This is a genomic window from Pseudomonas sp. XK-1 (genome assembly GCF_038069885.1).
GTDB lineage: Bacteria > Pseudomonadota > Gammaproteobacteria > Pseudomonadales > Pseudomonadaceae > Aquipseudomonas.
Window position 1 is genome coordinate 164,661 of sequence record NZ_JBBPES010000003.1, and the last position, 21,928, is coordinate 186,588.

Below are 21,928 nucleotides of genomic sequence, written 5' to 3' on the forward strand. Positions count from 1 at the left end.
GTCAGCGAAATGGGTAGATCACATGCCCTCTGAAGCGATCGCGCGCGCCATCAGCCCCAGAACGGGGGAAGAGGTCAAAACCGGCTTGAGCTTGGGCAATGCCGCCTCGAGCAGCTTGGGCATGTTGACGATCACGAAGTCCTTGGACTTCGACGCATCGGTGGGATCGAGATGCTTCTTGAGCTGGCGAATGTAGTTCTGCGGCGCGCCGATCTTGTCACCCTGCAGATCCATGATCGGGCCGACGCCCAGGGCGAGAATGCCGACCGGCTCCTTCCAGCTGACGGCAAAGTGCTCCAGCAATGCACGGGCGGCCGCGACCCGCGCGGGCTTTTCCGCCGGGTTGAAGTTGATGATGTTTTCCGCCCAGAAGTAGCGCCCTTCATGAGGCCAGACCCACTGTTCTTCGCGCCCACCTTCGATGAGTCGGCCATTGGGGCGGTTCTCGCCACGCAGACTCTGCTCGCCCGCCTCCATGGCCCTGGGCAGAAAATGGAAGGAGTCGAGTACGCCGAACGAGGTGGTGATACCGCCGGAAGGCCGCATGACCCGTGGCACGTACTGCGAGGTCAGCAGGTTGCGCAACAGCACCTCGGTATGCGCCTGGGACACTTCGATGAAACGCCCGCCCGTACGTTGGACGATGTCCCTGAGCACAGCATCTCGCCACTGCTGCTCGGCGCTCGAACGCGAGACGGTCAGCAATGTCCAGTTCTTGTCGCTATCGGGCCGGGCCACCTCCGGCAGCTCGCCGCGTTGAGCCAGCTCCACGTATTCGGCATTGGTGCCCGTCACCGTCCAACCGATATGGTCGGGCGGCATGCGCAAGATGGCGAAGCAGATGCCGGCATCGACCAGCTCGAACGACGCCGCACGCTGGCTCTCCCAGTCCGGCCAGACCGCCTGGTAGAAACCGAAGTTCTCCGGCAGCGCCATGCCGATTTGCGGCAAGGCACCGGTGTCTTGCAGGGGCTTCTGCACAGGTAACGGATAGAGCTTGTAGCCAATACGGGTGAATACCCCCAGTGCGCCAGCGCCGCCAAAGAAGCCACGGATCATGCCGCGTACACCCGGCCCCGGGCCCTCGCCAGAAAACCATCCACAGCCGCTTCCCGCCGAGCCACCACGGACAATCTCGCCCTCAGGCGTTACCCATTCCCAGGACAGCAGATTGCGCATGTTCGCGCTGGTACCCTGGGAGGTGATGCCAACGCCGATGAGCGAAGTGGCCGAGGCCAATGGCGAATGTGCCGGGCCTGCCCCGACGATATGGCAAGTCAGGCCATGCTTGAGCGCCTCGGCCTGCAGCATGCCGGCGGTGACATAGGGGCCGATGATCGCCATGCGATTCTTTACATCGATTTCCAGCCCGTTCATGCGCCGTAAATCGATGGCCACCGTCGTTGGCGTCGGCACATGGCTCATCGAGCCATAGCCGGTGGAGTGCGCCTTGTAGCTCAGGCCGTGCTTGAGGCAGCACTTGACGACGGCGGCGACCTCTTCGACGGTCGACGGCAGAACGGCCGCTATCGGCCAGACCTTGGCGAATTTCTTGTCGCCTGGGATTTTGCCAACACCGGTATTCCAGGCATATGCCGAAAGCATTGCCGGACTGTCGCTGATGAAGCGAGCCCCCAGAATCTGCTCGAACTCACGGCGCACATCGGCGGGCAAGGTTATACGTTTGCTCATCATGCTCTCCTTCAGCGACGCGTGGTTGTGACTGGCTCGAGGGCATCTGCCAGAAGATCAATCAGGTCGCGAACCTGTACGTCGGCAGCGGCATTGCGGCCAAGGTGGCAAGTACAGCCCTGGCAACCACTGACCAATGTCGAGGTATTGGCATCACGCAACTCTGCGAGCCGATTGGCCGCAGCGAGCTCAGCCGCTTCAGGCAGGGCTTGTGGAACACCTGCAGCAGCACCGCAGCAATAACTGGAACCACGGTTGCGCTCCAACTCGATGACCTCGAAGCCGAGATGCCCGAGCAAAGCCCGCGGCGCGTCATAACAACCGCCATGACCGAAACGCAGCTTGTGTGGCGCACGGGAGGTCAAAATCCCTCCCATCTGGTTGTCCAATTGCAGATCACGGGGTACCCAGGGCTCGCTCAGGCGTCCCAGCTTGCAGGAGTCGTGGTACGCAACGCGGCTGTCCGAAACGCGCTGTTGCGGTCTGATACGCAGGCGATGGTCTTGTACGAGTTCCTGCAGGTACTCGGTGTAGTGCAGCACGCGAACCTGCTGGAACGTATGCCCCAGACGCGGATAGATGGCACGGAAGGCGGCCAGGGCAGCAGCCGAGAACGTCACCAGCGTCGCGGCACCGGAAGCTGCAACCTTCTCGACCATCTGCTGCGCAAATGCCTTGGCGTCATCCACATAGCCCAGATCGAACGCCAGACCGCCGCTGGAGTCCTCGCTGTCGCCGAGGTGGGCCACAGCCACGCCACTGGCATCGAGCGCCTCGATCACGGCTCGTAGGGAGCTCGAGCGATCCGGGTCATAGGCGAGCTGGCTGCCGATATGCAGCATTACCTCAGGAGCGCCATCACAGGCGGTGAGCGTCAGCCCCAACGCCCAATTGCCCCGATCGACACGCGGATGCCCCTCGGGGTTACCCGTGGCACGAATGTTCTCCATCGTCCGGGCATGCGCCGCAGGAGAATGACCGTCAGCGACCAGCTTGGCGCGTAGCGCATAGAGCGAGTCCAGAGGCTCGACGGTTTCGGCAAAGTTGACCTTGCAGGAAATGTCGCAATTGCCACACATGGTGCAACTACTGACAGCCTGCTCCAGTTCCTCACTGCAGGTGACATCACCACTGAGCAGTCCGTAGCCCATGATCAACTGGCCGCCACCACTGAACGCGTGAAACTGTCCGTAGTCCATGCTCGGGCACGCAGAGGCATGGCGTTGGCTTTTGATGGTGGGCACAAATTTGCATTGCGAACAGCGAGTACAACGCGCCAGGAAATCATGACGCTCCGCGAGAGGCTGAGACGTAATCATGGTTCGTACCTTTCAATAAGGGAGGCGTCCCGGGCTCATCACATTGCCCGGATCGAAAATGGACTTGGTCATGCTCATTAGTGGATGGATATCAGCAGCGCGGCTGAACGCAATATCCGTCCACTCGCCATAGGGCCGACTGAAGAACCCACCCGCGTCCGCACACCGCTCGGCAGCCGAGCGCCACGCGTCGGCGAGCTTGCCGTGCGTCGTGAACGCATCGAGCCCGCACGGCAAGGTGAACTCGACATGGCAATAGCTGCCCTGCGCCATAGGCTGGATGTATGTACCCACGGGAACACTGGAGAAGCCGTTATCGTTCAGGCAGTTGCGCACCAGAGGCGGGAAGCTGTCGAGCCGATCCAGTTGTTGCAGGAAGAACAGTTCCAAGTGGCTGCCGAACACACGGTCACGAAAGAACGACTGCTCCGAGCTACGCAGAATGCCGGCGAGATCGTTGGCACAGTGACCGGCTACTGCCTGCTGCGGCTGCAGGCCATGATGCGCACCACAGGCCTTGAGCTCCTCCAGCTGCCACGCCATCTTGTCTCTCGGGGCATACTGATGCGCGCTCAGGCTGACGAATAGAATCCACTTGGGCAATGCATCCATCAGCCGCAGGAATGTCGCCTGGTCAGGCGCGAGCAGCAGGGCCAACTGCACCCGGTCGACGATAAAGACCTTATTGCCCAGACGCCGCATAAGCAGCTCACCGGCAACCTCGATGACCGGTTCCAATGAGTCGGCAGTCAGGAACCAGCTTTCCTCAAGCGAGGGAATGCGCTCACAGTAGATGGCCGCCCAGGTCATGATGCCCAGGCTGCCCTGCGCACCCTGCATCACTCGCAGTATGTCGAGGTTGATCGGTCCCACGGGCACCATGTGCCTATGACCACGCCCCAGTTGCTCGGCCAATGTGCCTTCAATGGCAGCCCCACCTGTCGGTGCGTACTTGCCATTTCCCAGCACGACGCCTGTACCGCCGAATGGGTCGCCGACATCCCAATGGTCGTTGGCACCGAGAATCGGCTCACGCTCTAGGTAGCTGGCAATCACTGACTTGCCGGCACGGGGTGCAAGGGGGCGAAAAGCACGCAAACCATGCGGTGCCAGCAAACTGTCGATAGTGCCGAAATCGACGCCTGGCTCGATGATTGCGATCTTGTCGCGCGAGTCGACGTGGATAAGTTTTTTCATCCCGGACAAGTCGGCGATTACCGTGTTATCGCGTTTCGGCAGCGTGTCGCCGCGCCGACGAGTGCCCGTGGATGAAACGGGCACGATACTGGTACCGGTTGCATTCGCCCAACCCAGCAATGCCACGACATCCTCGGTGCTATGCGGCTGTACGATCGCTTTTGGCGTACAGCCTTCCTTGCCATGCAGCTCGGATGCGAAGGCTCGACAGGACATGGCGTCGTCGATCCACTGTATGTGAGCAGGCAGAACCTCACTCATACCATTCTCCTGATATCAGTTCGATACGAATGAATGGGGCAAACGCCCCATCCGTTTCTCGAGGCGTCAGCGCACGCCTCTTCCTGCCATCGCCGCTGGCAGGAACTCAGATGTTTTGTATCGATCTACGATGCCGTATTGCGACTCCTTGCCGGCATACAGGCTCTGGACAAACCAGGAGCCGGAAACCAAGTCATAGAAGCCACTGGTCAACGGCGCGACGGCAGGAATGTCAGGCATTACCGCCGGCAACGACCAGAGGGTTTTGGCCAGCTGGCCGTTGGCGTCCCAGCGGTCGCCGAGCATGGCCTGCCAGGTATCTTCGTCCAGGTAGTAGCGCGATTTCGGCATCTGGTGACGCTTGCCGGGGGCCAGTTCCGCTTCAACCACCCACACGCGATGCAATTCCCAGCGCACGTAGTCAGGATTCAAGTGGTGCTTGTCGAGCACATCCCCAGGTTTCGCAGCGGTCTGCACCTTGTTGGCGTTGTAGGGGATAAACATTTCCTGCTTACCCAGCAACTTCCATTTGAACCGATCGAGGCGCTCCGAGTAGACACTCAGCTCATCGAAGGTCATGACCCCAGCGGTGGCCGGTGTTGGTGTATCACAGCAGGCGTTGGGCAACTTGCGCACCCTACGCTGACCAGTCAGATAGACATGGGCCTGAGTCTTGTCGCCATTGAGGTTGACGCGTCCCATGATCTGCTCGCCTGCGCGCAGCGGCGGACCGACGTTGAGCAGGCGGATCAACCAGTAGTCACCATTGAAGGTCTCTGGCGAGCCATCCTGGTAGTAGTAGGGCATTTCTTGCGCGGCCTTGCCGTCGGTTGTCATAACCTGCGTTCCATCGGCCGTCACCAGATAGTGACGGGTATCAATGGATACCGAGGTACCACGCCAGTTGAGCAGATGATTCCACATCGCCTCGTCACCATTCTTAGGGATGGGAAAGGGAATACCGCCGTAGGCACCCTCGGGAATCGGCCCGGCGCTGCTGTCGACCAGCTTGGCGCGGGTTGCGTTCTTGATGGTGTTGTCATACAGCCATTGCGGCGCGGCGGCCGTGCGGCGGGTCGGATAGACATCGATACGATAGGTATCGGGATAACGCTTGAAGACCGCCTTGGTGCCTTCGCTCAGCTTGTCTGCATACTGATCCAGATTCTGCGCGGTGATGCTGAACAACGGCTTGTCGGCAGTGAAGGGATCACCGCGCTTGCCACCTACTTTAAAGGTCGGATCGACAGTGGTGTAGCCGCCGTCCCAGGCCGGAATGGTGCCTTCGGCGTTACCGGCTTTTTCGGCACCGAAAGGCGTCAGGCTTTTGCCCAACTCTTCGATTCCGGCGGCCATCAAGGGCTGTGCGCTCAGCGTCAGGGTGCCAAACAGCGCCAAGCAAAAGGTCTTGAGTTTGTACTGAGTAGCCATGGACAAGTCCTCTTAGAAGGTGGTCTTGACGGAGAAGGCCAGGTAATCCCGATCTTTCTGCGACTGCTTGAATGTGAAGTGGCTGGCCGAATCGAGGGTGGTGTCCTCAGGGCCATAGAAGTGGGTGTAGGTCAGGCCGAAGGTCACCCGATCCAGATAGGTGGCGCTGACCCCGATGTTCATATCGCCGCCCTTGTGCGGGCCGAAACCGTCGATGACCGAGGACTTGCCCATAGGGAAGTAGCTGATACCCATAGGCACGCTCAGATCCACGCCCGGGAACACCTGACGATAGGTCGGCGTGTAGACCAGTCTCAGGCCCACCCCATCATCGGTGGCATTGGGATCCAGCGCATTGCGGTTCTTGGTCACGCTGAGCAAACGGTTCCAGGCGATCTCACCAGTCAGACTGGCCTCCCTGGCGATGAAGGACGGCCCCAGAGAGGCGATCACGTTCAGGTTGACATGAGCGGTGCGGCCTACGGCGTACAGCGGATTATCATCATTGTCGGCCTCCATATCCGACAACACCGTCTGGCCATTGGAAACCAGCGGCATATTCCAGCGCAGCGAGGCTTCGCCCGCGAAGTTGTACTCGTTCACGGTGCTGGTGAAGCTTGCGCCCAGCGCCCTGATCTCTTCTGGATAAACCCAGTAGTACTCGCCGACTTGGCCAGTGGCGAAGTCAGGCCCGCTGGCGCTCGGCTTGAGGTAGATTTTGGGCGTCTTATCGTGATACTGGATGGCATAAAGTCCGTAATCGACGCTATCTGCCGAATAGCGCAACTGCAGGCCGCCCTGCCCCGAGCTCTTGGCCTTTTTGTCCTTGCCATGGAAGAAGGCTGCCGGACTGTCCGCATTGCCGCCGAGAAAATCGGGGAAGGGAGCACCAATGATCAGGCGCTCGTTACCCTCACCGAGGGTATCGCTGGTAGAGAAATAGCTGCCGGCACCAGGCAGGCGGGTCTCTTCCCATTCGAACTGATAGTACGCACCGATCGATAGCTCGTCGGTCAGCTGATAGCTGGTCGACAGCTGACTGATCGGGCGGGTGATTTCCTTGAACTGGGTATTGGGCACCGAGAGTGCCTTCACTGCATCCACCGGGGCCATGCCGCCAGCAATGCCGTTGGCACCGAAGAACAGGCTTTCCCCCCAGATCAGGCCGTGGCGACCGAGGCGCAAGGACAGTGCGCGCTCGGCCAATTCGCCGTTCCAGTAGACGAACGCATCGAGCAGTTCGACGTCGCCGCCATGCAGGTGGCGAGTATCGTCGGTGAACTCGTCGTAAGCCACCGAACGCTGGTTGGAGCGCGACGGATCATTGTTGGCGTTGTCATCCTGGTACACGGTGTCGTACCAGCCGGCACCGCTGATGCGTGCACCGAAGTCGCGGTAGCCGATATCTAACTCGGAAAGAATATCCAAGCGGTTGGAAATCAGTCCCTTGTCGAAGTTGCGATCACCATCATCCTGATTGAGAGCAGTTGAACCGTCGCTGAGCTTGTCGCTAGGGTCTTGCAGACGCCAGGCCGCGCTGTACTTCAGGGTGTTGTCCCAGCGCAGGCTGAGGTCCGGATTGCCGGTATCAATCTGAAACGCCTGGGCCGCATTGGCACCAAGCACCAGGCTGGCCGCCAGGCTCAGAGTGAAGGGTGCACGCCGCGACGCGGCGATCTTGTGAGTAGCCATCGAAGTAACCCTCTTATTGTTCTTGTGTGTCAGCTCTTCTTACGCTTTCTTGCATAACCGCTCCCCGTACCGGGTAAGGCAAAGCCGGTATGGGAGTGGGTATTTCGGTTATCCATGGGGATGCGGAACCGGCTGCACGCGGGATTCCGCACCTACTCAAATAGGCTCGGCCGTGACCTGGAGCATCTGCTTGACCAGACCGATACGGTCAAAACTGTGGTCGTGGGCGATTTCCTTGTCGCCGGCCAGAATCGAACTCTCGGCGATGTATTTGCAGCGCTCGTAGCGGCGTGCCATGAAGCGCTCGAGCTGCTGCTCGATGCTGCCGCCGGCGGTCAGTTCTTCGCCGAGCACCACGGCATCTTCGATGGCCATGCCAGCACCCTGGCCCAGGTGCGGAGTGGCGGCATGGGCGGCATCGCCGATCAGCAACACGCGGCCGCGGTACCAGGGCTCGCTGACGAACACCACTTCAAGCGGCTTGTAGACCACCTGGCTGCTGTCGCTGATCTGCTCGCGCAGCTCGCCGATCAGGCCGCCGAAACCGCTCAGCCGCTTGCGCATCTCCGCGGCCAGGCTGTCGCTGTCCATCCGCGGATTACCTGGCTCATGGGAGGTGACGAACATATACATAAGGTTGTCGGCCAGCGGCACCAGTCCGGCATTGCCGGCAGGCCCCTGGAAGTTGGCCAGGTGATCGATCTCGGCCGGACGCGGGAAGTTGTAGCGCCACACCGACTGGCCGGTGAAGCGCGGCTGGTACTTGTCGCCGAACAGCAGGCTACGCACCTTGGAGAACAGGCCATCGGCACCGATCACCAGGTCGTAGCGGCCACGGCTGCCATCGGTGAACAGCACATCGACAGCCTCGCCCTCTTCCACCAGAGTTTCCACGCTAAGCCCAAGGCGTACCGAGGCGCCGAGCTCGATAGCCGTTTCGCTGAGCACCTGATGCAGGGCCAGGCGCGAGATACCGACGTTGGCCGGGTACTCGGGGCCAGCCAGGCGCTGGCCGGGAATACGCACCAGCGGCTGGCCGTCAGTGGTGTTGATGCTCACATCTTCAAAGGCGAAGGCGGCGTCCAGGTAGCCATCGAGCACACCCAGCTTGGCCATCTCGCGCACCACGTTGCTCTGCTGGATGATGCCGACGCCGTACACCGTCCACTCGGCCTTGAGCTCGATCAGGTCGACCTCGATGCCCTTGCGACGCAGGGCGATGGCGGCACACAGACCACCGATACCACCACCCACAACGAGAACCTTGTTCACTGCATTCATGGCTGTCTCACTCTTGTTCTTGTGATTCGGGCTAGCGTTTTGCCGGAACGATTCAGGTTTCGTTGCCGGGCGTTGTTGCTTCAACTGCTGCCGCGTGATGCTCACTTTCCCGGCAAAGCAGAGGTTTGACTAATCGCTTGTAGGGATGGGATGTATCGTCAAACGCGATACCCCTTCTACCGCTCACACGCTGCTAACTGGCCCGCCTCCAGCACCAACCAACCGTCGTCCAGATGCCATCGCAGAGCGCTCAGGCGCTCGCCCAGGCAGGGCCCGTAAACACACAGACCGCTGTCCGGCAGAAACTGCGCGCCATGGGCGTAACAGACGATGCGACTGCCATCGGCAGAGAGAAATCGATCCTTGCGGTACTCCAGGCGCACATCCAGATGCGGGCAGCTATTGCGGTAAACCCGTACTTCGCCGCTGTGGCGCAGGGCAAACAGGCTGTCTCTCCCCGTATGCAACGGGTCGAACCCACGAGCCTGACCCTCGACCAGCTCATCCAGCAGGCACAACGCGATAGCGGCGTGACTCACCGACTCAGGCCTGCTTCGGCGGCGGACCACCCGGAGCCCACTTTTCCTTGGAGGTGAACAGGAACAGTTGCGAGCTATCCGCCGATAGCGGCGCGGTGCGCGCGGCCCAGGCGTCGTCGTGCTTGTCCATGTCGGCGTCGTATTCGACGTGGCAACCCAGCGGGCTGTTGAAGTACCAGAACCAGTTGGAACCAAAGAGGTGACGGCCCGGGCCCCAGAAACTGGCCCAGCCCTTCTCTTCGAAACGCCGCCCGGCGAGCAGTACTTCGGTGCCGCTGCCCATGTGGAAGGTGAAGTGCTCGCAGCCCTTCATATGCGCAGGGGTTTGAATCATGAATAGGCAGTGATGATCATCGGAGCCAGCCGGACGCATAAACGGCCCGGCACCGATAAAGCTGTCGGTGGTGACGAAGCCCAGGCGCTGATAGAAGGCCTCGGCCTTGGCCGCGTCCGGCACGAAATACACCACATGCGACAGGCTACGCGGCAGAGCCTGCATATCCACAGTGACGGCCGGCTGGTTGAGCGGACGCTGCGGCGCGTGGCCCGGCGCGTTGGTCAAATCGGCTGGCGCACTGAACGCGCGACGCACGCTGACCTGAAAGGCGATGGCAAACCCCATGTCGTCGACACTATGCAGCACGCCATTGGCGTCACGCGTGACCGGGCGATCACGCCCCAGTTCGTCGGCAATGGCGTCGAGGTCAGCCGCGCTGGCCACGCCATAGACGGTTTCACGAATCGATGGTGCCGGGGCGATGGCAGCCGGCAGACTGGCATCGTCGGCGCGACGGATAATTACTGCGGTGCCATCGAGGGCTTCGAAGCGCCCACCCTGATCGTTCGCATCGACCGGCTGCAGGCCATAGTCACGCAGGAAATCGCTACAGGCTTGAATGTCATCAACGCCAAAGATCAGGGCGTCAAGGCCAATGATGTTCATGCTTACCACTCCATTGAAATTATTCTGTGGACGCCCCGGCAGCGTGAGCCTGCAAGCGCGAAAGCGCATGGCAGAGTGGAACGGGTATCCAGAGGTGGAGCCGGTATAAGCGTCATGGCTAACCGACTGGCGGCCAGATTGCCGCGTCGGTATGTCGCTGACTAATCGCTTGTTGGGATGCGACCTATCGGCAAACGCGATACCTGAAGAGAACAAATGCAGGGGCGAGAAGTGGGCGATTAACGCTCAGCACGGGGTTGACGCCGTAATGGATCAGCAGGAAGGTATCTCGAAAATAAATACAAGATGCGAGACTGCCATGCGCTTCAACCACCTGGATCTCAACCTCCTGGTGGCGCTCGATGTGCTGCTTGAAGAGCAGAACATCACCCGTGCCGCCGAACGCCTGCACATGACCCAATCCGCCACCAGTGGCGTACTCGGTCGCCTGCGCAGCTACTTTGAAGACGATCTGTTGGTGCAGGTTGGGCGCAAGATGCAGCCCACCCCCTACGCCCTGGAACTGGTCACGCCGGTACGCGACGTGCTGCTGACCATTCAGTCGTCGATCACCGCCAAACCGGTGTTCAACCCGCCCACCAGCAAACGCCATTTCCGAATGGTGACCTCGGATTACCTGATCAGCGTCCTGCTGGCCCGGGTGATCCAGCGGATCCACCAGGAAGCCCCGCACATCACCTTCGAGTTGCTTGCACCCGGAGACAACTCTGGCGAACTGCTGATACGCGGTGAGGTCGACCTGATGATCGTGCCCGAGCGTTACATCCTCGAAGGCCATCCCTCGCAGCTGCTGTTCGAGGAAGAGCATGTGTGCGTGGTGTGGGATGCTAACCCCCAGGTCGGCGACCACCTGACCCTGGAGCAGTACATGGACATGGGCCATGTCTCAGTGGGGTTCGGCCGCACCCGGCACATGAGCATCGAGGACTGGTTTATGAACCAATACGGCTTCAATCGTCGACTGGAAGTGATCACCAACGATTTCAACACCCTGCCCCAGCTGATCGTCGGCACCCAACGCATCGCCACCATGCACCAGCGCCTGGCCCGTCTGTACGCCGCACACCTGCCGCTGCGCATCCTTCAGACGCCGGTGAAGATCCCCGTCATGCGTGAGTTTATGCTGTGGCACCGCACCATGGACAGAGACCCGATGCATGGCTGGCTGCGCGAGCGGATCAGTGCGTTTATCAATGACCTAGAGCAAAACTGAGAACAGTGGTGCGCTGCAACCGACAGGCTCGTCCATGCCGACTAGCTATCTCGTTTCACGATACCTCGCATCCCGACTCACGATTGGCCAAATAGCTGACCCCTCCTTAACGTGTTCGGCAAACGCCGCTGGTGGGCTTTGCATGCCCGCATACAGCGCCAACCTGCCACTACGAAAAGGACAATAAGAATGTTCCGTTACTTTCCCACCAATTACGTCTGGGACCTTTCCGTCAACCTGGCTATTGAGATGGGTGCCCGCATCGGCGAAATCGAAGAGATGTGCAAACCGCTGGTCGAAGCCGCCAAGCAGCCCGATGCCGCCGGCACCGCAGCCTTCCGCGAAACCTGGGCGAAGATGGCCGACAAGCTGTGCGGCCTGGCCGAAGAAGACGAAGCCGCCGGCCGCCTGTTTTCAGCCGGCGAGAAGTACAACCGCGCCTCTACCTACTACCTCACCTGCGAGCGCCTGCAGGCCCATGGCGCGCCAGGCCGCGAGGCGCTGTATCAGCGCGTGCTGCAGACCTTCGCCCGCGGGGTTGAACTGGCCAAAGAAAACTGCGAACGGGTGGAAATCCCCTACGAGGGTGCGCATATTTCCGGCCTGCTGGTGCGCGCCGAGGGCGTGGACGGCCCGGCACCGATCCTGCTGCAAGTCAACGGCCTCGATTCGACCAAGGAAATGAAGTACCGCGTCGGCCTGCCGGCCTGGCTGGCCAAGCGCGGCGTATCCTCGCTGATCATCGATCAACCCGGCACTGGCGAGGCGCTGCGCCTGCACAATCTGACCGCCCGTTACGACAGCGAGCACTGGGCCAGCCGAGTGGTCGACTGGCTGGAGACTCGCAGCGATGTCGATGCCAAGCGCATTGGCATGGAAGGCGTGTCCCTGGGCGGCTACTACTGCCCGCGCGCCGTGGCCTTCGAGCCGCGCTTCGCTTGCGGCGTGGTCTGGGGTGCCAACCACGACTGGCGCGACGTGCAGAAGCGCCGCCTGGATAAGGAAGGCAGCCTCCCGGTGCCGCACTACTGGGCTCACGTGCAGTGGGTATGGGGTGCCAAGGATATGGACGAGTTCCTGACCATCGCCGAAAACGTGCACCTGGACGGCGTGCTGGACCGGATCAAGGTGCCATTCCTGGTGACCCATGGCTCCAAGGACTCGCAGATCCCGCTGAAATGGGCCGAACGCACCTACGAACAGCTGGTCAACAGCCCCAAGCGCGAGCTGAAGATATTCACCGAGCGTGAAGGCGGCGTGCAGCATTCCAGCTTCGACAACAGCATCAACGCCGGCCACTACATCGCCGACTGGGTGGCCGAGATCCTGGGTGGCCGCACCGCCTAGCCCCCTTGTACGAGCCCGTCTGCGATGTGGTTGATAAAGCCACTCAGCAGCTCATCGAGACCGAATGAAGGCTACGAATTATTCTGGAGCCCGAGCCGGTGCCAACTGGGTAGCAGAACCGCCCCCCTTTTATCGAGGATATTATGTTCAAGTACTCCCTTCGCAGTTGCCTCTACGGAACCATCCTTCTCGGCACTGCCACCTCAGCACTGGCAGCCCCTTCCCCGACCGAGGTCTTCGACCGCTACGTCGTCGCCGCCAACGCCGGCGACATGACGGCTATTCGCGATCTCATCGCCCCGGATGTCGAGCGCTCGGACTTCGTTGGCTGCAGCCCCGAGATGGATAACCCGTCATGCCTCTTGCACTACATCGAGACCACGGTCGTAGCCCCTGAGGGCCACATCCGTGTGGTACGCAGTCAGGTGGCAGGCGAAGTTGTGACCGCTACACTGGAGCTGCGCAGTACGCTGGCAAAGCGCGTCGGAGTCGAACGTATTCTCGGTCAAGACGTGGTTCGCATCTCAGATGGCCGAATCAAGGCCTTTCACTTCATACCTGATTTCGCGGATGAGCCCACCGCTGTGTTCTTCGGATCGCTGGGCATCGGTCCACGCGCCACAGCGCCGACCTCCAGGCCCTGAAGTGGAAAATACTGTGCAAGCAACTCCCCGCTGGCCAGATTGACGAGAACATGTGCCCCCCGATAGAAACGCCAACCTGTTCGGCGTTTTTTGCCTTCAGGAGCATGGCTTTCAACTTGACGAACGGGGGGTACAGAACAAGCTGCTCTGCCAGCCCTGCGCACCACGCACCCAGACCTGGGTGGCAAAACCTTCGGCGCGCACGGCCTGTTCACCGCCGCGTTTTTGCAGGATGTGCGTTCTAATTATCCGCCATTACGCCGATGCACTCCCCATTAACCACTTCAGGTCCGGAAGTGCCCGACTGCCGCATTCAGCTCACCGCCGACCCGCTGCAACTCGGTCGTCGAGCCCTGCAGCTGCAGACTTTCCCGCGCGCTGTCCTCGGCCACTTGGCGTACCCGCGTCATGCTCTGGCTGACCTGCTCGGCCACCACGCTCTGCTGCTCGGCAGCCGCGGCAATCTGCTGGTTCATCTGCTCGATGCTGGACACCGCATGGGTGATCCGCGCCAGTGCCTGGGATGCCTGACCGGCCAAAATCACCGTTTCATCGGTCAATGCATGGCTGCCCAGCAAGCGTTCGGCGGCCTGGTGGGCGACGCCGCGCAGGCGGCCGATCAGCCCTTCGATTTCTTTGGTGGAGCTTTGCGTGCGCCGCGCCAGGCCACGCACTTCATCGGCCACCACGGCAAAGCCGCGGCCATGCTCACCGGCGCGCGCAGCTTCAATGGCCGCGTTGAGCGCCAGCAGATTGGTCTGCTCGGCCACCGCTTTGATCACATCAAGCACAGCACCAATTGCTACGCTTTCGCTCAGCAACGATTGCATGGCTTCGGCACAGCCGGCCATTTCCACGGCCAAATGGTCGATCTTGCTACCGGCCTGACGCACCAGTTCATCGCCCTCGCGCGCCTGGTTATCGGCCTGGGCCACTGCATCGTTGGCCTCGCCGGCGTTGCGCGCGACGTCCTGAGCGGTGGCGCTCATCTGCTGCATGGCGGTGGCGGCCATTTCGGTCTCCTGGCGTTGCTGTTCGACGCCACGGCTGTTGCGCTCGATCACCTCGACCAGGCTGGCGGCCGTACCGTTGAGCTGGCCGACGCCACTGCCGATACGCCCGACCAGCCCACGCAGGCTGCAGAGCATGCTGCCCACGGTGTCGAGCAACTGACCAAGTTCATCGCGCCGCGCGCCACTGTCCAGCGCATTGCTCAGATCACCCGCCGCCACCCGCTGAGCCAATTGCACGGCCTGACGCAGCGGCTGCAGGATCAGCTGACGAATCAGCAGGCTGGCACCGATACCCAGGGCCAGCGCCAACAACGTGATCAGCCCGAGCTGACGCTGGGCATTCAGGTTGTCATGCGCAATTGCCTGCGTCTGCCGCTGATCGGCCTGGGCCAGCAGCTCGCTGACCTGCACGGTTTGGCTGTTCATCGCCGTGCTACTGCGGGCGCTCTGTCCGCGGCTGGCGACGAACTGCTCGAAGGCCTTGCGATAATCGTCGAGGGCGGTGCGCGCGCCTTTCAGCGACTCCTGGTCCTGGTCGCCGAGATCCAGCGCCTGCATGGCAGACAGCAGGTCGCTCATGCTCATCTCCCAGTCATCGCGATAGCGCTCCTCGCCGTCCAGCGAGTAATACAGCTCGCTGTCGCGCAGCGTGACCAGCTTGTCGCGCAGGGCGGCGATCTGCTCCAGCACAACCATCTGCTCACTGCTCGGAGATATGCCCTGCTCCAATTGCGCGTTGAGAGCATCCAGCTGATCGAGGAACAGCAGGGTGAAACTGTCGCCCGCTGTCTGCGCCAGTGCCTGCATGCGCAAACGCGCTTCACGGGCCTGCCGCAGCGCGTCGGCATAACCGAGAAATTGCTCTAGATAGGCGCTGCCCGCGCTGCGCATGGCAGCCTGACCGGCACTGTCATCGCGGCTGAGGTCGAGTTGCCGGTTTAACCCATCGACAGCCCCGCGTACCTGCTGCATCGGCTGCAAAGCCAGGGTCAGGGCAAACTCTTTCTCGGCGATCCGCGCTTGCAGGATCAGCGCTTGAATAGAAGCTTCGACACGCGATTGCTCGCTACGCGCCTGCAGCACACCAAGAGAATGAAAGGCGGTAACCGCCACTCCCAGGGTGAACAGCAACACCAGGCCAAAACCCAGCGACAACTTGGCACCTACCGACAGATTACCGAGCACACGACTGAATACAGACATCCATTACCCTCGCCCAGAGTGAACGCCACCCGAGTGGCGACAACATCGTTCAATCTCCGCGGAGTTCGCTGCTCGAGCGGCGCGGCGGGGAACAACCTTAGCCAGCCACGGACTGGCAGCACCAATCGCGTCCCTCACTAGTAGGTATCGGCAAGCACGATGCTGATCGTTTGAAGCGTAGGAGGCTGGGCAGGACGGCTTCGTCGGTCCGAAACTGGGCGCAAAGCCATCGCGTCAGGCTGTCATAAGCGTCCAGCCACCCCGCCTTGAGAGAGCAGGCTCGCTCCTACAAGAGCATCGCTAGACGCCCAACAGTCCGTCAACATAACGTCGATTTTGTTTTGTCACGCATCGGTTTGCTGTATTTTTGACACTTTCCGATATGCGGTCACAACTTTTTCGCTCCGTTGGGTCTTATCACCGTAGCCGCCGATGGAACATTGGCATATGCCGTGGTTTAAGCCCGATATGGAGATAAGTGCATGATTTTCAACGTACAAGATTTTGGTGCCAGAGGAGATGGCATCAGCGACGACACGGCGGCCATACAAAGCGCGATTGATGCGGCGGCCGCGGCAGGCGGCGGACAGGTGTATATGCCCACCGGGATCTATATCGTTTCGGCCGGCGCGGAACCATCCGACGGCTGTTTGATGCTGAAAAGTAACGTCTATCTGTACGGCGACGGCATGGGTGAAACCACTGTCAAAGTGGCCGACGGCTCCGACACCAAGATCACCGGCATCATCCGCTCGGCCTACGGTGAGGAAACCCACGACTTCGGTGTCAGCCACCTCACCATCGACGGCAACCGCGACGCCACCACGGGCAAGATCGACGGTTGGTTCAACGGGTTTATTCCCGGCCAGGAAGCCTACGACTCCAACGTCACCCTCGACAGCGTCGAGATCAAGGATTGCTCCGGGTACGGTTTCGACCCCCACGAGCAGACCGTCAACATGGTCATCAAGAACAGCGTGGCCCACGGCAACGGCCTCGATGGCTTCGTTGCCGACTTCCTCAGCAACAGCACCTTCGAAAACAACATCGCCTACAACAACGACCGTCACGGCTTCAACGTTGTTACCAGCACCCACGATTTCACCATGACCAATAACCTTGCCTACGACAACGGTGCCAATGGCATTGTGGTGCAGCGCGGCAGCGAGGATATCCCCTCCCCCAGCAACATCACCATTACCGGTGGCGAGGTGTATGGCAACGGCGGCGAAGGCATACTGATCAAGCTGTCCAGCTACGTGACCGTCAGCGGCGTCGATATTCACGACAACGGCAGCGCCGGGATTCGCATCTACGGCAGCACCCACGTCGAAGTGACCGACAACACGCTCAACAACAACTCCCTGGGCAACCCGGTAGCGGAAATCATCATCCAGTCCTACGACGACACCCTGGGTGTGTCCGGCCGATACTTCAACGGCAGCGACAACCTTATCCAGGGCAACATCATCAGCGGCAGTGATCTATCGACCTACGGCGTCGCCGAGCGCAACGAAGACGGCACCGATCGCAACGCGATCATCGGCAACACCATCGGTCACACCAGCAAGGGTGACACGCTGGTTTATGGCGACGGTAGCTATGTCAGCGCCACGGTGCCGACCACCACCGTACAAGGCACGGCTGGCGATGACACCCTGCTAGGCAGCAGCGCCAACGAGATTTTCTACGGCGGTGCCGGCAACGACAGCATCGATGGCGGCGCGGGTGACGACATCCTGGTGGGCGGCGCGGGCCTCGACGGGCTCACCGGCGGCAACGGGGCCGATACCTTTCGCTTCGCCAGCCAGTCAGACAGTTACCGCAACGCCACCACCAGCTTCAATGACACCATCACCGATTTCGATGTTACCCAGGACAAGATCGACCTCGCCGGACTGGGCTTCACCGGCCTGGGCAACGGCCGTGGCGGCACGCTGCAGATCAGCTACAGCGATAGCAGCGATCGCACCTACATCAAGGACTACGACGCTGACGCCAGCGGCAATCGTTTCGAGCTGATTCTCTCGGGCAACCTGACCGAGACCCTGACCGCCAGCAACTTCATCTTCAACCGGGTAATCACCGGCACCAGCGGCAGCGACTCGCTGCTGGGCAGTGAAGCGGCCGATACCCTGCTCGGCCTCGACGGCAACGACAGCCTCAGTGGCGGCGCGGGCGATGACAGGCTCGACGGCGGTGCCGGCGTGGACACCCTCACCGGCGGCACCGGCGCGGATACTTTCGTGTTCTCCAACCGCCTGGACAGTTACCGCAACTACAACCCAGACGGTGCCGACCTCGGTGATGTGATCACCGACTTCGATGTCACCGCCGACAAGATCGACCTCTCCGCCATGGGCTTCACTGGCCTCGGCGACGGCAGGAATGACAGCGTATATGTGGCGCTCAACAGTGCCGGCACCAAGACCTACATCAAATCGCTGGACGCCGACGCCGATGGCAACCGCTTCGAAGTAGCGCTGGACGGCAATTACCTCGACACGCTGACCAGCGCCAATTTTGTCTTCACCGCTTCGTCGCCGACCAACCAGGCACCGGTGCTGGCCACGCCGCTGCTGGATCAGAACGCGACCGAAAACACCCCATTCAACTACGTGGTGCCGGCCACCAGCTTCACCGACCCGGACAACGACAGCCTCAGCTACACCGCCACGCTGGCCAATGGCAGCGCCCTGCCCGACTGGCTGCTCTTCGATGCCGCCAGTCGTACCTTCAGCGGTACACCCAGCAACACGGCCTCGGGCACTTATGCCATCCAGGTCACCGCGACCGACGGCAGCAACGCGACCGTCAGCGACAGCTTTACCCTTGCGGTGCAGGATGTGCCCGGTGCCCCCATTGTGCTCAATGGCACGCCGAACAGCGATACGCTGACCGGCACCGCGGCCAACGAGCAGCTGTACGGTGGTGCCGGCAACGACACCCTTGATGGCGGTGCCGGCAATGACATTCTGGTGGGCGGCACGGGTGCGGACAAACTTACCGGTGGTGCGGGTGCCGACGTATTCCGCTACACCTCGGCGCTCGACAGTTACCGCTCCAGTAGCACCAGCTCCAGTGACCTGATCCTCGACTTCGACGTGGCCGCCGACAGGATCGATGTGTCGGCGCTCGGCTACACCGGCCTGGGTAATGGCCAGGATGGCACGCTGCTGGTGACCTACAGCGCCTCGACCAACCGCACCTATCTCAAGGACTACAATTTCGACGCCAACGGCAATCGCTTCGAAGTATCGCTGGCGGGTAACCTGGCCAACAGCCTGACGGCCAGCCATTTCGTATTCGACGATCAGAACACCGCCAGCAACGTGGCACCGGTGGTGGTCATCCCCCTCCTCGACCAGAACGCTACTGAAAACTCGCCATTCACCTACACCGTTGCCTCCGACAGTTTCAGCGACGCCAATCAGGATGTACTGACCTACACAGCGACCCTGGCCGACGGCAGCGCCCTGCCCGCGTGGCTGAGTTTCAATGCCGCCAACCTGACCTTCACCGGCACGCCGCCCAGCACCGCTTCAGGCAATTACAACCTGTTGCTCAAGGCCACCGATCCATCAGGTGCCTCGGTCAGCGACAGCTTCGCCCTGGCGGTCGCCGATGCGCCCGCCAACACCATCACCGGGACCGACAACGGCGAAACCCTAAGCGGTACGGCGGACGCGGACCTGATCCTCGGTCTGGACGGTAACGACACCATCAAGGCCGGTGCCGGCATGGACATCCTCGATGGTGGCGCAGGACGCGACTCGTTGTATGGCGGCGACGGTGCCGACACCTTCCGCTACACCGACGTGCTCGACAGCTACCGTGACTACAGCACCGGTGGCGTTACGGCCACCGATACGATCTATGACTTCACCGCGGGCGTCGACAAGATCGATGTCTCCGGCCTGGGCTTTCTCGGCCTCGGCAATGGCAGTAACGGCACGCTGTACATGGCCCTTAACTCGGCCGGCGACAAGACCTATATCAAATCCAGCGAAGCCGACGCCAATGGCAATCGCTTCGAAATCGCCCTCAGCGGCAACCACCTCGACACCCTGAGCGCCGATGACTTCGTGTTCGGCGAGCGCGCCCAGCAGGACATTCTCTACCTGCCGACCCTCGGCCAATCCAATGCACGCCTGCTGCGCATGACCGAGGACGACGATCAGTCCGGCACCTCGATGCTGGTCAACGACTTGAGCCGCTACACCAGCTATGACGTGCGCAGCCAGTTCACTGATGCCGACGGCAATGGCATCGATATCGCGGTGGGCGGCAGCACCGTCAACGGCCTGTCGACCCTGGGTGCAGAGGAACTCACATTGTGCTGGTGGCTGACCGACACCAACCAACCCGGGCCGGCGCTATTGCGCGCAGTGGCGTTGTTGCAAGATCAGCTGGGCGAGCTCCAGGCCATCGATAACGTCACCATGGGCATCGTTTGGGGCCAGGGCGAGGAAGCCGCCCAGGAGATCGCCCGCGCCACCGACAAGCCCGCGGCAGCGGCGGCCTACAAGGCCGCAACGCTGGCGGTGTTTGATTACCTGCATGCCCAGTTCGGCAGTTTCAACGTGTACATGATGGAGACCGGGCACTACGCCCAGGACGCCGCGCGGGCCCGTGGCTATTCGGAAGAAAAGATTGCCGACATTGTCGAGGGTGTCGGCTATGTCCGCGCCGTTCAGGAGGACATCGCCGTCGAGCGCGACGATGTGAAACTGGCGGTGGACTACACCGACCTGCCCTTGCGCTACGAAGTCGACCCGCTGGTGTACCCCGACGACGTCTGGCACCTGCATGAGGAATCGGCAGAGATCGTCGGCCAGCGTCTGGCGGACTACATCGCCGATGACCTGGGTTTCCAGGGCAATCCCGACGATAACAACAGTGTGCAGGACATCTTCGACGAGGCACAAAACGAAGGCGGAATGATTTCCGGTACCGACCAGGCGGACACCCTGGTGGGTAGCTCGGGCAACGACACGCTGGACGGCGACCTCGGTGCCGACACGATGACCGGTGGTGATGGTAACGACATCTATGTGGTCGATAACGTGTTCGACAACGTGGTGGAAACCAACACCTCGACTGCGCAGATCGATACGGTCAAGGCCTCGGTCAGCTGGACGCTGGGTGCCAACGTCGAGAATTTGGTGCTGACCGGCGTGTCGGACATCGACGGCACCGGTAATGAACTGCGTAACTTCATCACCGGCAATGCCGCCAACAACGTGATCGATGGTGCAGCCGGAGACGACAGCATGAGCGGTGGCGATGGCAACGACACCTATTACGTCGACAACACCGAAGATAGCGTGATTGAAACCAGCAGCGACTCGGTGTCTGGCGGGATCGACACCGTGTACAGCAGCCTGGCGGCCTATACGCTCAGCAACAATGTCGAGAACCTGTATATCAATACCCCCGACGCCGCCAACGGCACGGGCAATGCGCTGGACAACATGCTGTACGCCGGAGCCGGTAATAACCTGCTGGACGGGCGCGAAGGCAACGACACGGTCTCCTTTGAACGTGCCATGGCCGGAGTCACCGTGACCCTCTCGACCTCCGCACAACAGAACACCCTGGGTTCCGGGCTCGATACCCTGAAGTTCTTCGAGAACCTGACCGGCAGCGCCTATGCCGACAGCCTGACGGGTAGCAGCGGCGCAAACGTTCTGATTGGCGGTGCCGGCAACGATACCCTGGTGGGCGGTTCAGGCGATGACCGGCTGAGCGGCGGCGAAGGCAGCGACACCCTGACCGGCGGCACGGGTACCGACACCTACGTGTTCGGTGCGCTAACGGACATGGGCGTCGGCGCGTTGCGCGATGTGATCAAGGGCTTCAAGAGCACGGAGTTCGACCAACTGGACTTCACCGGCCTGGACGCCAACCCGCTGACCGCCGACTTCGACGCCTTTACATTTATCGGCGGCAGTGCCTTTGCCAGCGACGCTACCGGCCAGTTGCGCTTTGCCGATGGCATCCTCTACGGCAGTGTCAACGCCGACGCCAGTGCCGCATTCGAAATCGAACTGGTGGGCGTCAAGGAGCTGTACGCCAGCGACTTCACCTGACCTGTGGCAGCGGGCTAGCTCGTGAAGGCGGCGGTACATT

Annotated in this window: 13 protein-coding genes; 4 read left to right on the forward strand and 9 right to left on the reverse strand. The window is 61.2% G+C overall.

What is annotated here, in order from left to right:
* Positions 1–18: 18 nt before the first annotated feature.
* From WMW70_RS09165 to WMW70_RS09200, 8 genes are all read right to left on the reverse strand, one after another.
* Positions 19–1,692: an FAD-binding oxidoreductase gene (locus WMW70_RS09165; RefSeq protein WP_341437210.1), complete on the reverse strand. Its 1,674-nt coding sequence runs from the start codon at positions 1,690–1,692 to the stop codon at positions 19–21.
* An 11-nt stretch (positions 1,693–1,703) separates the two neighbouring features.
* Positions 1,704–3,011 (reverse strand): (Fe-S)-binding protein, encoded by a 1,308-nt coding sequence (locus WMW70_RS09170; RefSeq protein WP_341437211.1) that lies wholly within the window; start codon positions 3,009–3,011, stop codon positions 1,704–1,706.
* 12 nt (positions 3,012–3,023) lie between these two features.
* Positions 3,024–4,469: an FAD-binding oxidoreductase gene (locus WMW70_RS09175; protein ID WP_341437212.1), complete on the reverse strand. Its 1,446-nt coding sequence runs from the start codon at positions 4,467–4,469 to the stop codon at positions 3,024–3,026.
* Between the two features lie 66 nt (positions 4,470–4,535).
* Positions 4,536–5,900, reverse strand: a complete 1,365-nt coding sequence (locus WMW70_RS09180; RefSeq protein WP_341437213.1) for a DUF1329 domain-containing protein — start codon at positions 5,898–5,900, stop codon at positions 4,536–4,538.
* Between the two features lie 12 nt (positions 5,901–5,912).
* Entirely contained in the window at positions 5,913–7,592 is a 1,680-nt protein-coding gene (locus WMW70_RS09185) for a DUF1302 domain-containing protein (RefSeq protein WP_341437214.1), read from the reverse strand.
* Between the two features lie 156 nt (positions 7,593–7,748).
* Complete coding sequence (locus WMW70_RS09190) at positions 7,749–8,873, reverse strand: FAD-dependent oxidoreductase (RefSeq protein ID WP_341437215.1); 1,125 nt, start codon at positions 8,871–8,873, stop codon at positions 7,749–7,751.
* A gap of 176 nt (positions 8,874–9,049) precedes the next feature.
* A complete protein-coding gene (locus WMW70_RS09195; RefSeq protein WP_341437216.1) occupies positions 9,050–9,412 on the reverse strand; it encodes a Rieske (2Fe-2S) protein in 363 nt (120 codons plus the stop codon).
* Between the two features lie 4 nt (positions 9,413–9,416).
* Positions 9,417–10,355, reverse strand: coding sequence for a VOC family protein (locus WMW70_RS09200; RefSeq protein ID WP_341437217.1), 939 nt, complete (start codon positions 10,353–10,355; stop codon positions 9,417–9,419).
* 319 nt (positions 10,356–10,674) lie between these two features.
* Here WMW70_RS09200 and WMW70_RS09205 point away from each other — a divergent pair, with 319 nt between their 5' ends.
* The 3 genes from WMW70_RS09205 to WMW70_RS09215 all read left to right on the forward strand — a co-directional run bounded on the left by WMW70_RS09205 (position 10,675) and on the right by WMW70_RS09215 (position 13,580).
* A complete protein-coding gene (locus WMW70_RS09205) occupies positions 10,675–11,589 on the forward strand; it encodes a LysR family transcriptional regulator (protein ID WP_341437218.1) in 915 nt (304 codons plus the stop codon).
* A gap of 189 nt (positions 11,590–11,778) precedes the next feature.
* A complete protein-coding gene (locus WMW70_RS09210) occupies positions 11,779–12,936 on the forward strand; it encodes an alpha/beta hydrolase family protein (RefSeq protein ID WP_341437219.1) in 1,158 nt (385 codons plus the stop codon).
* Positions 12,937–13,079: 143 nt separating this feature from the next.
* Positions 13,080–13,580 carry a nuclear transport factor 2 family protein gene (locus WMW70_RS09215; protein WP_341437220.1) on the forward strand — a complete coding sequence of 167 codons (501 nt, stop codon included), beginning with the start codon at positions 13,080–13,082 and terminating at the stop codon, positions 13,578–13,580.
* A gap of 284 nt (positions 13,581–13,864) precedes the next feature.
* On the opposite strand, the gene WMW70_RS09220 is transcribed toward WMW70_RS09215, so the two are convergent.
* Positions 13,865–15,796 (reverse strand): methyl-accepting chemotaxis protein, encoded by a 1,932-nt coding sequence (locus WMW70_RS09220; protein WP_341437221.1) that lies wholly within the window; start codon positions 15,794–15,796, stop codon positions 13,865–13,867.
* A 482-nt stretch (positions 15,797–16,278) separates the two neighbouring features.
* On the opposite strand from WMW70_RS09220, the gene WMW70_RS09225 reads away from it, so the two are divergent.
* The gene (locus WMW70_RS09225) at positions 16,279–21,888 is read left to right on the forward strand and encodes a putative Ig domain-containing protein (protein ID WP_341437222.1); all 5,610 of its coding nucleotides are present in this window, start codon (positions 16,279–16,281) and stop codon (positions 21,886–21,888) included.
* Positions 21,889–21,928: the final 40 nt, after the last annotated feature.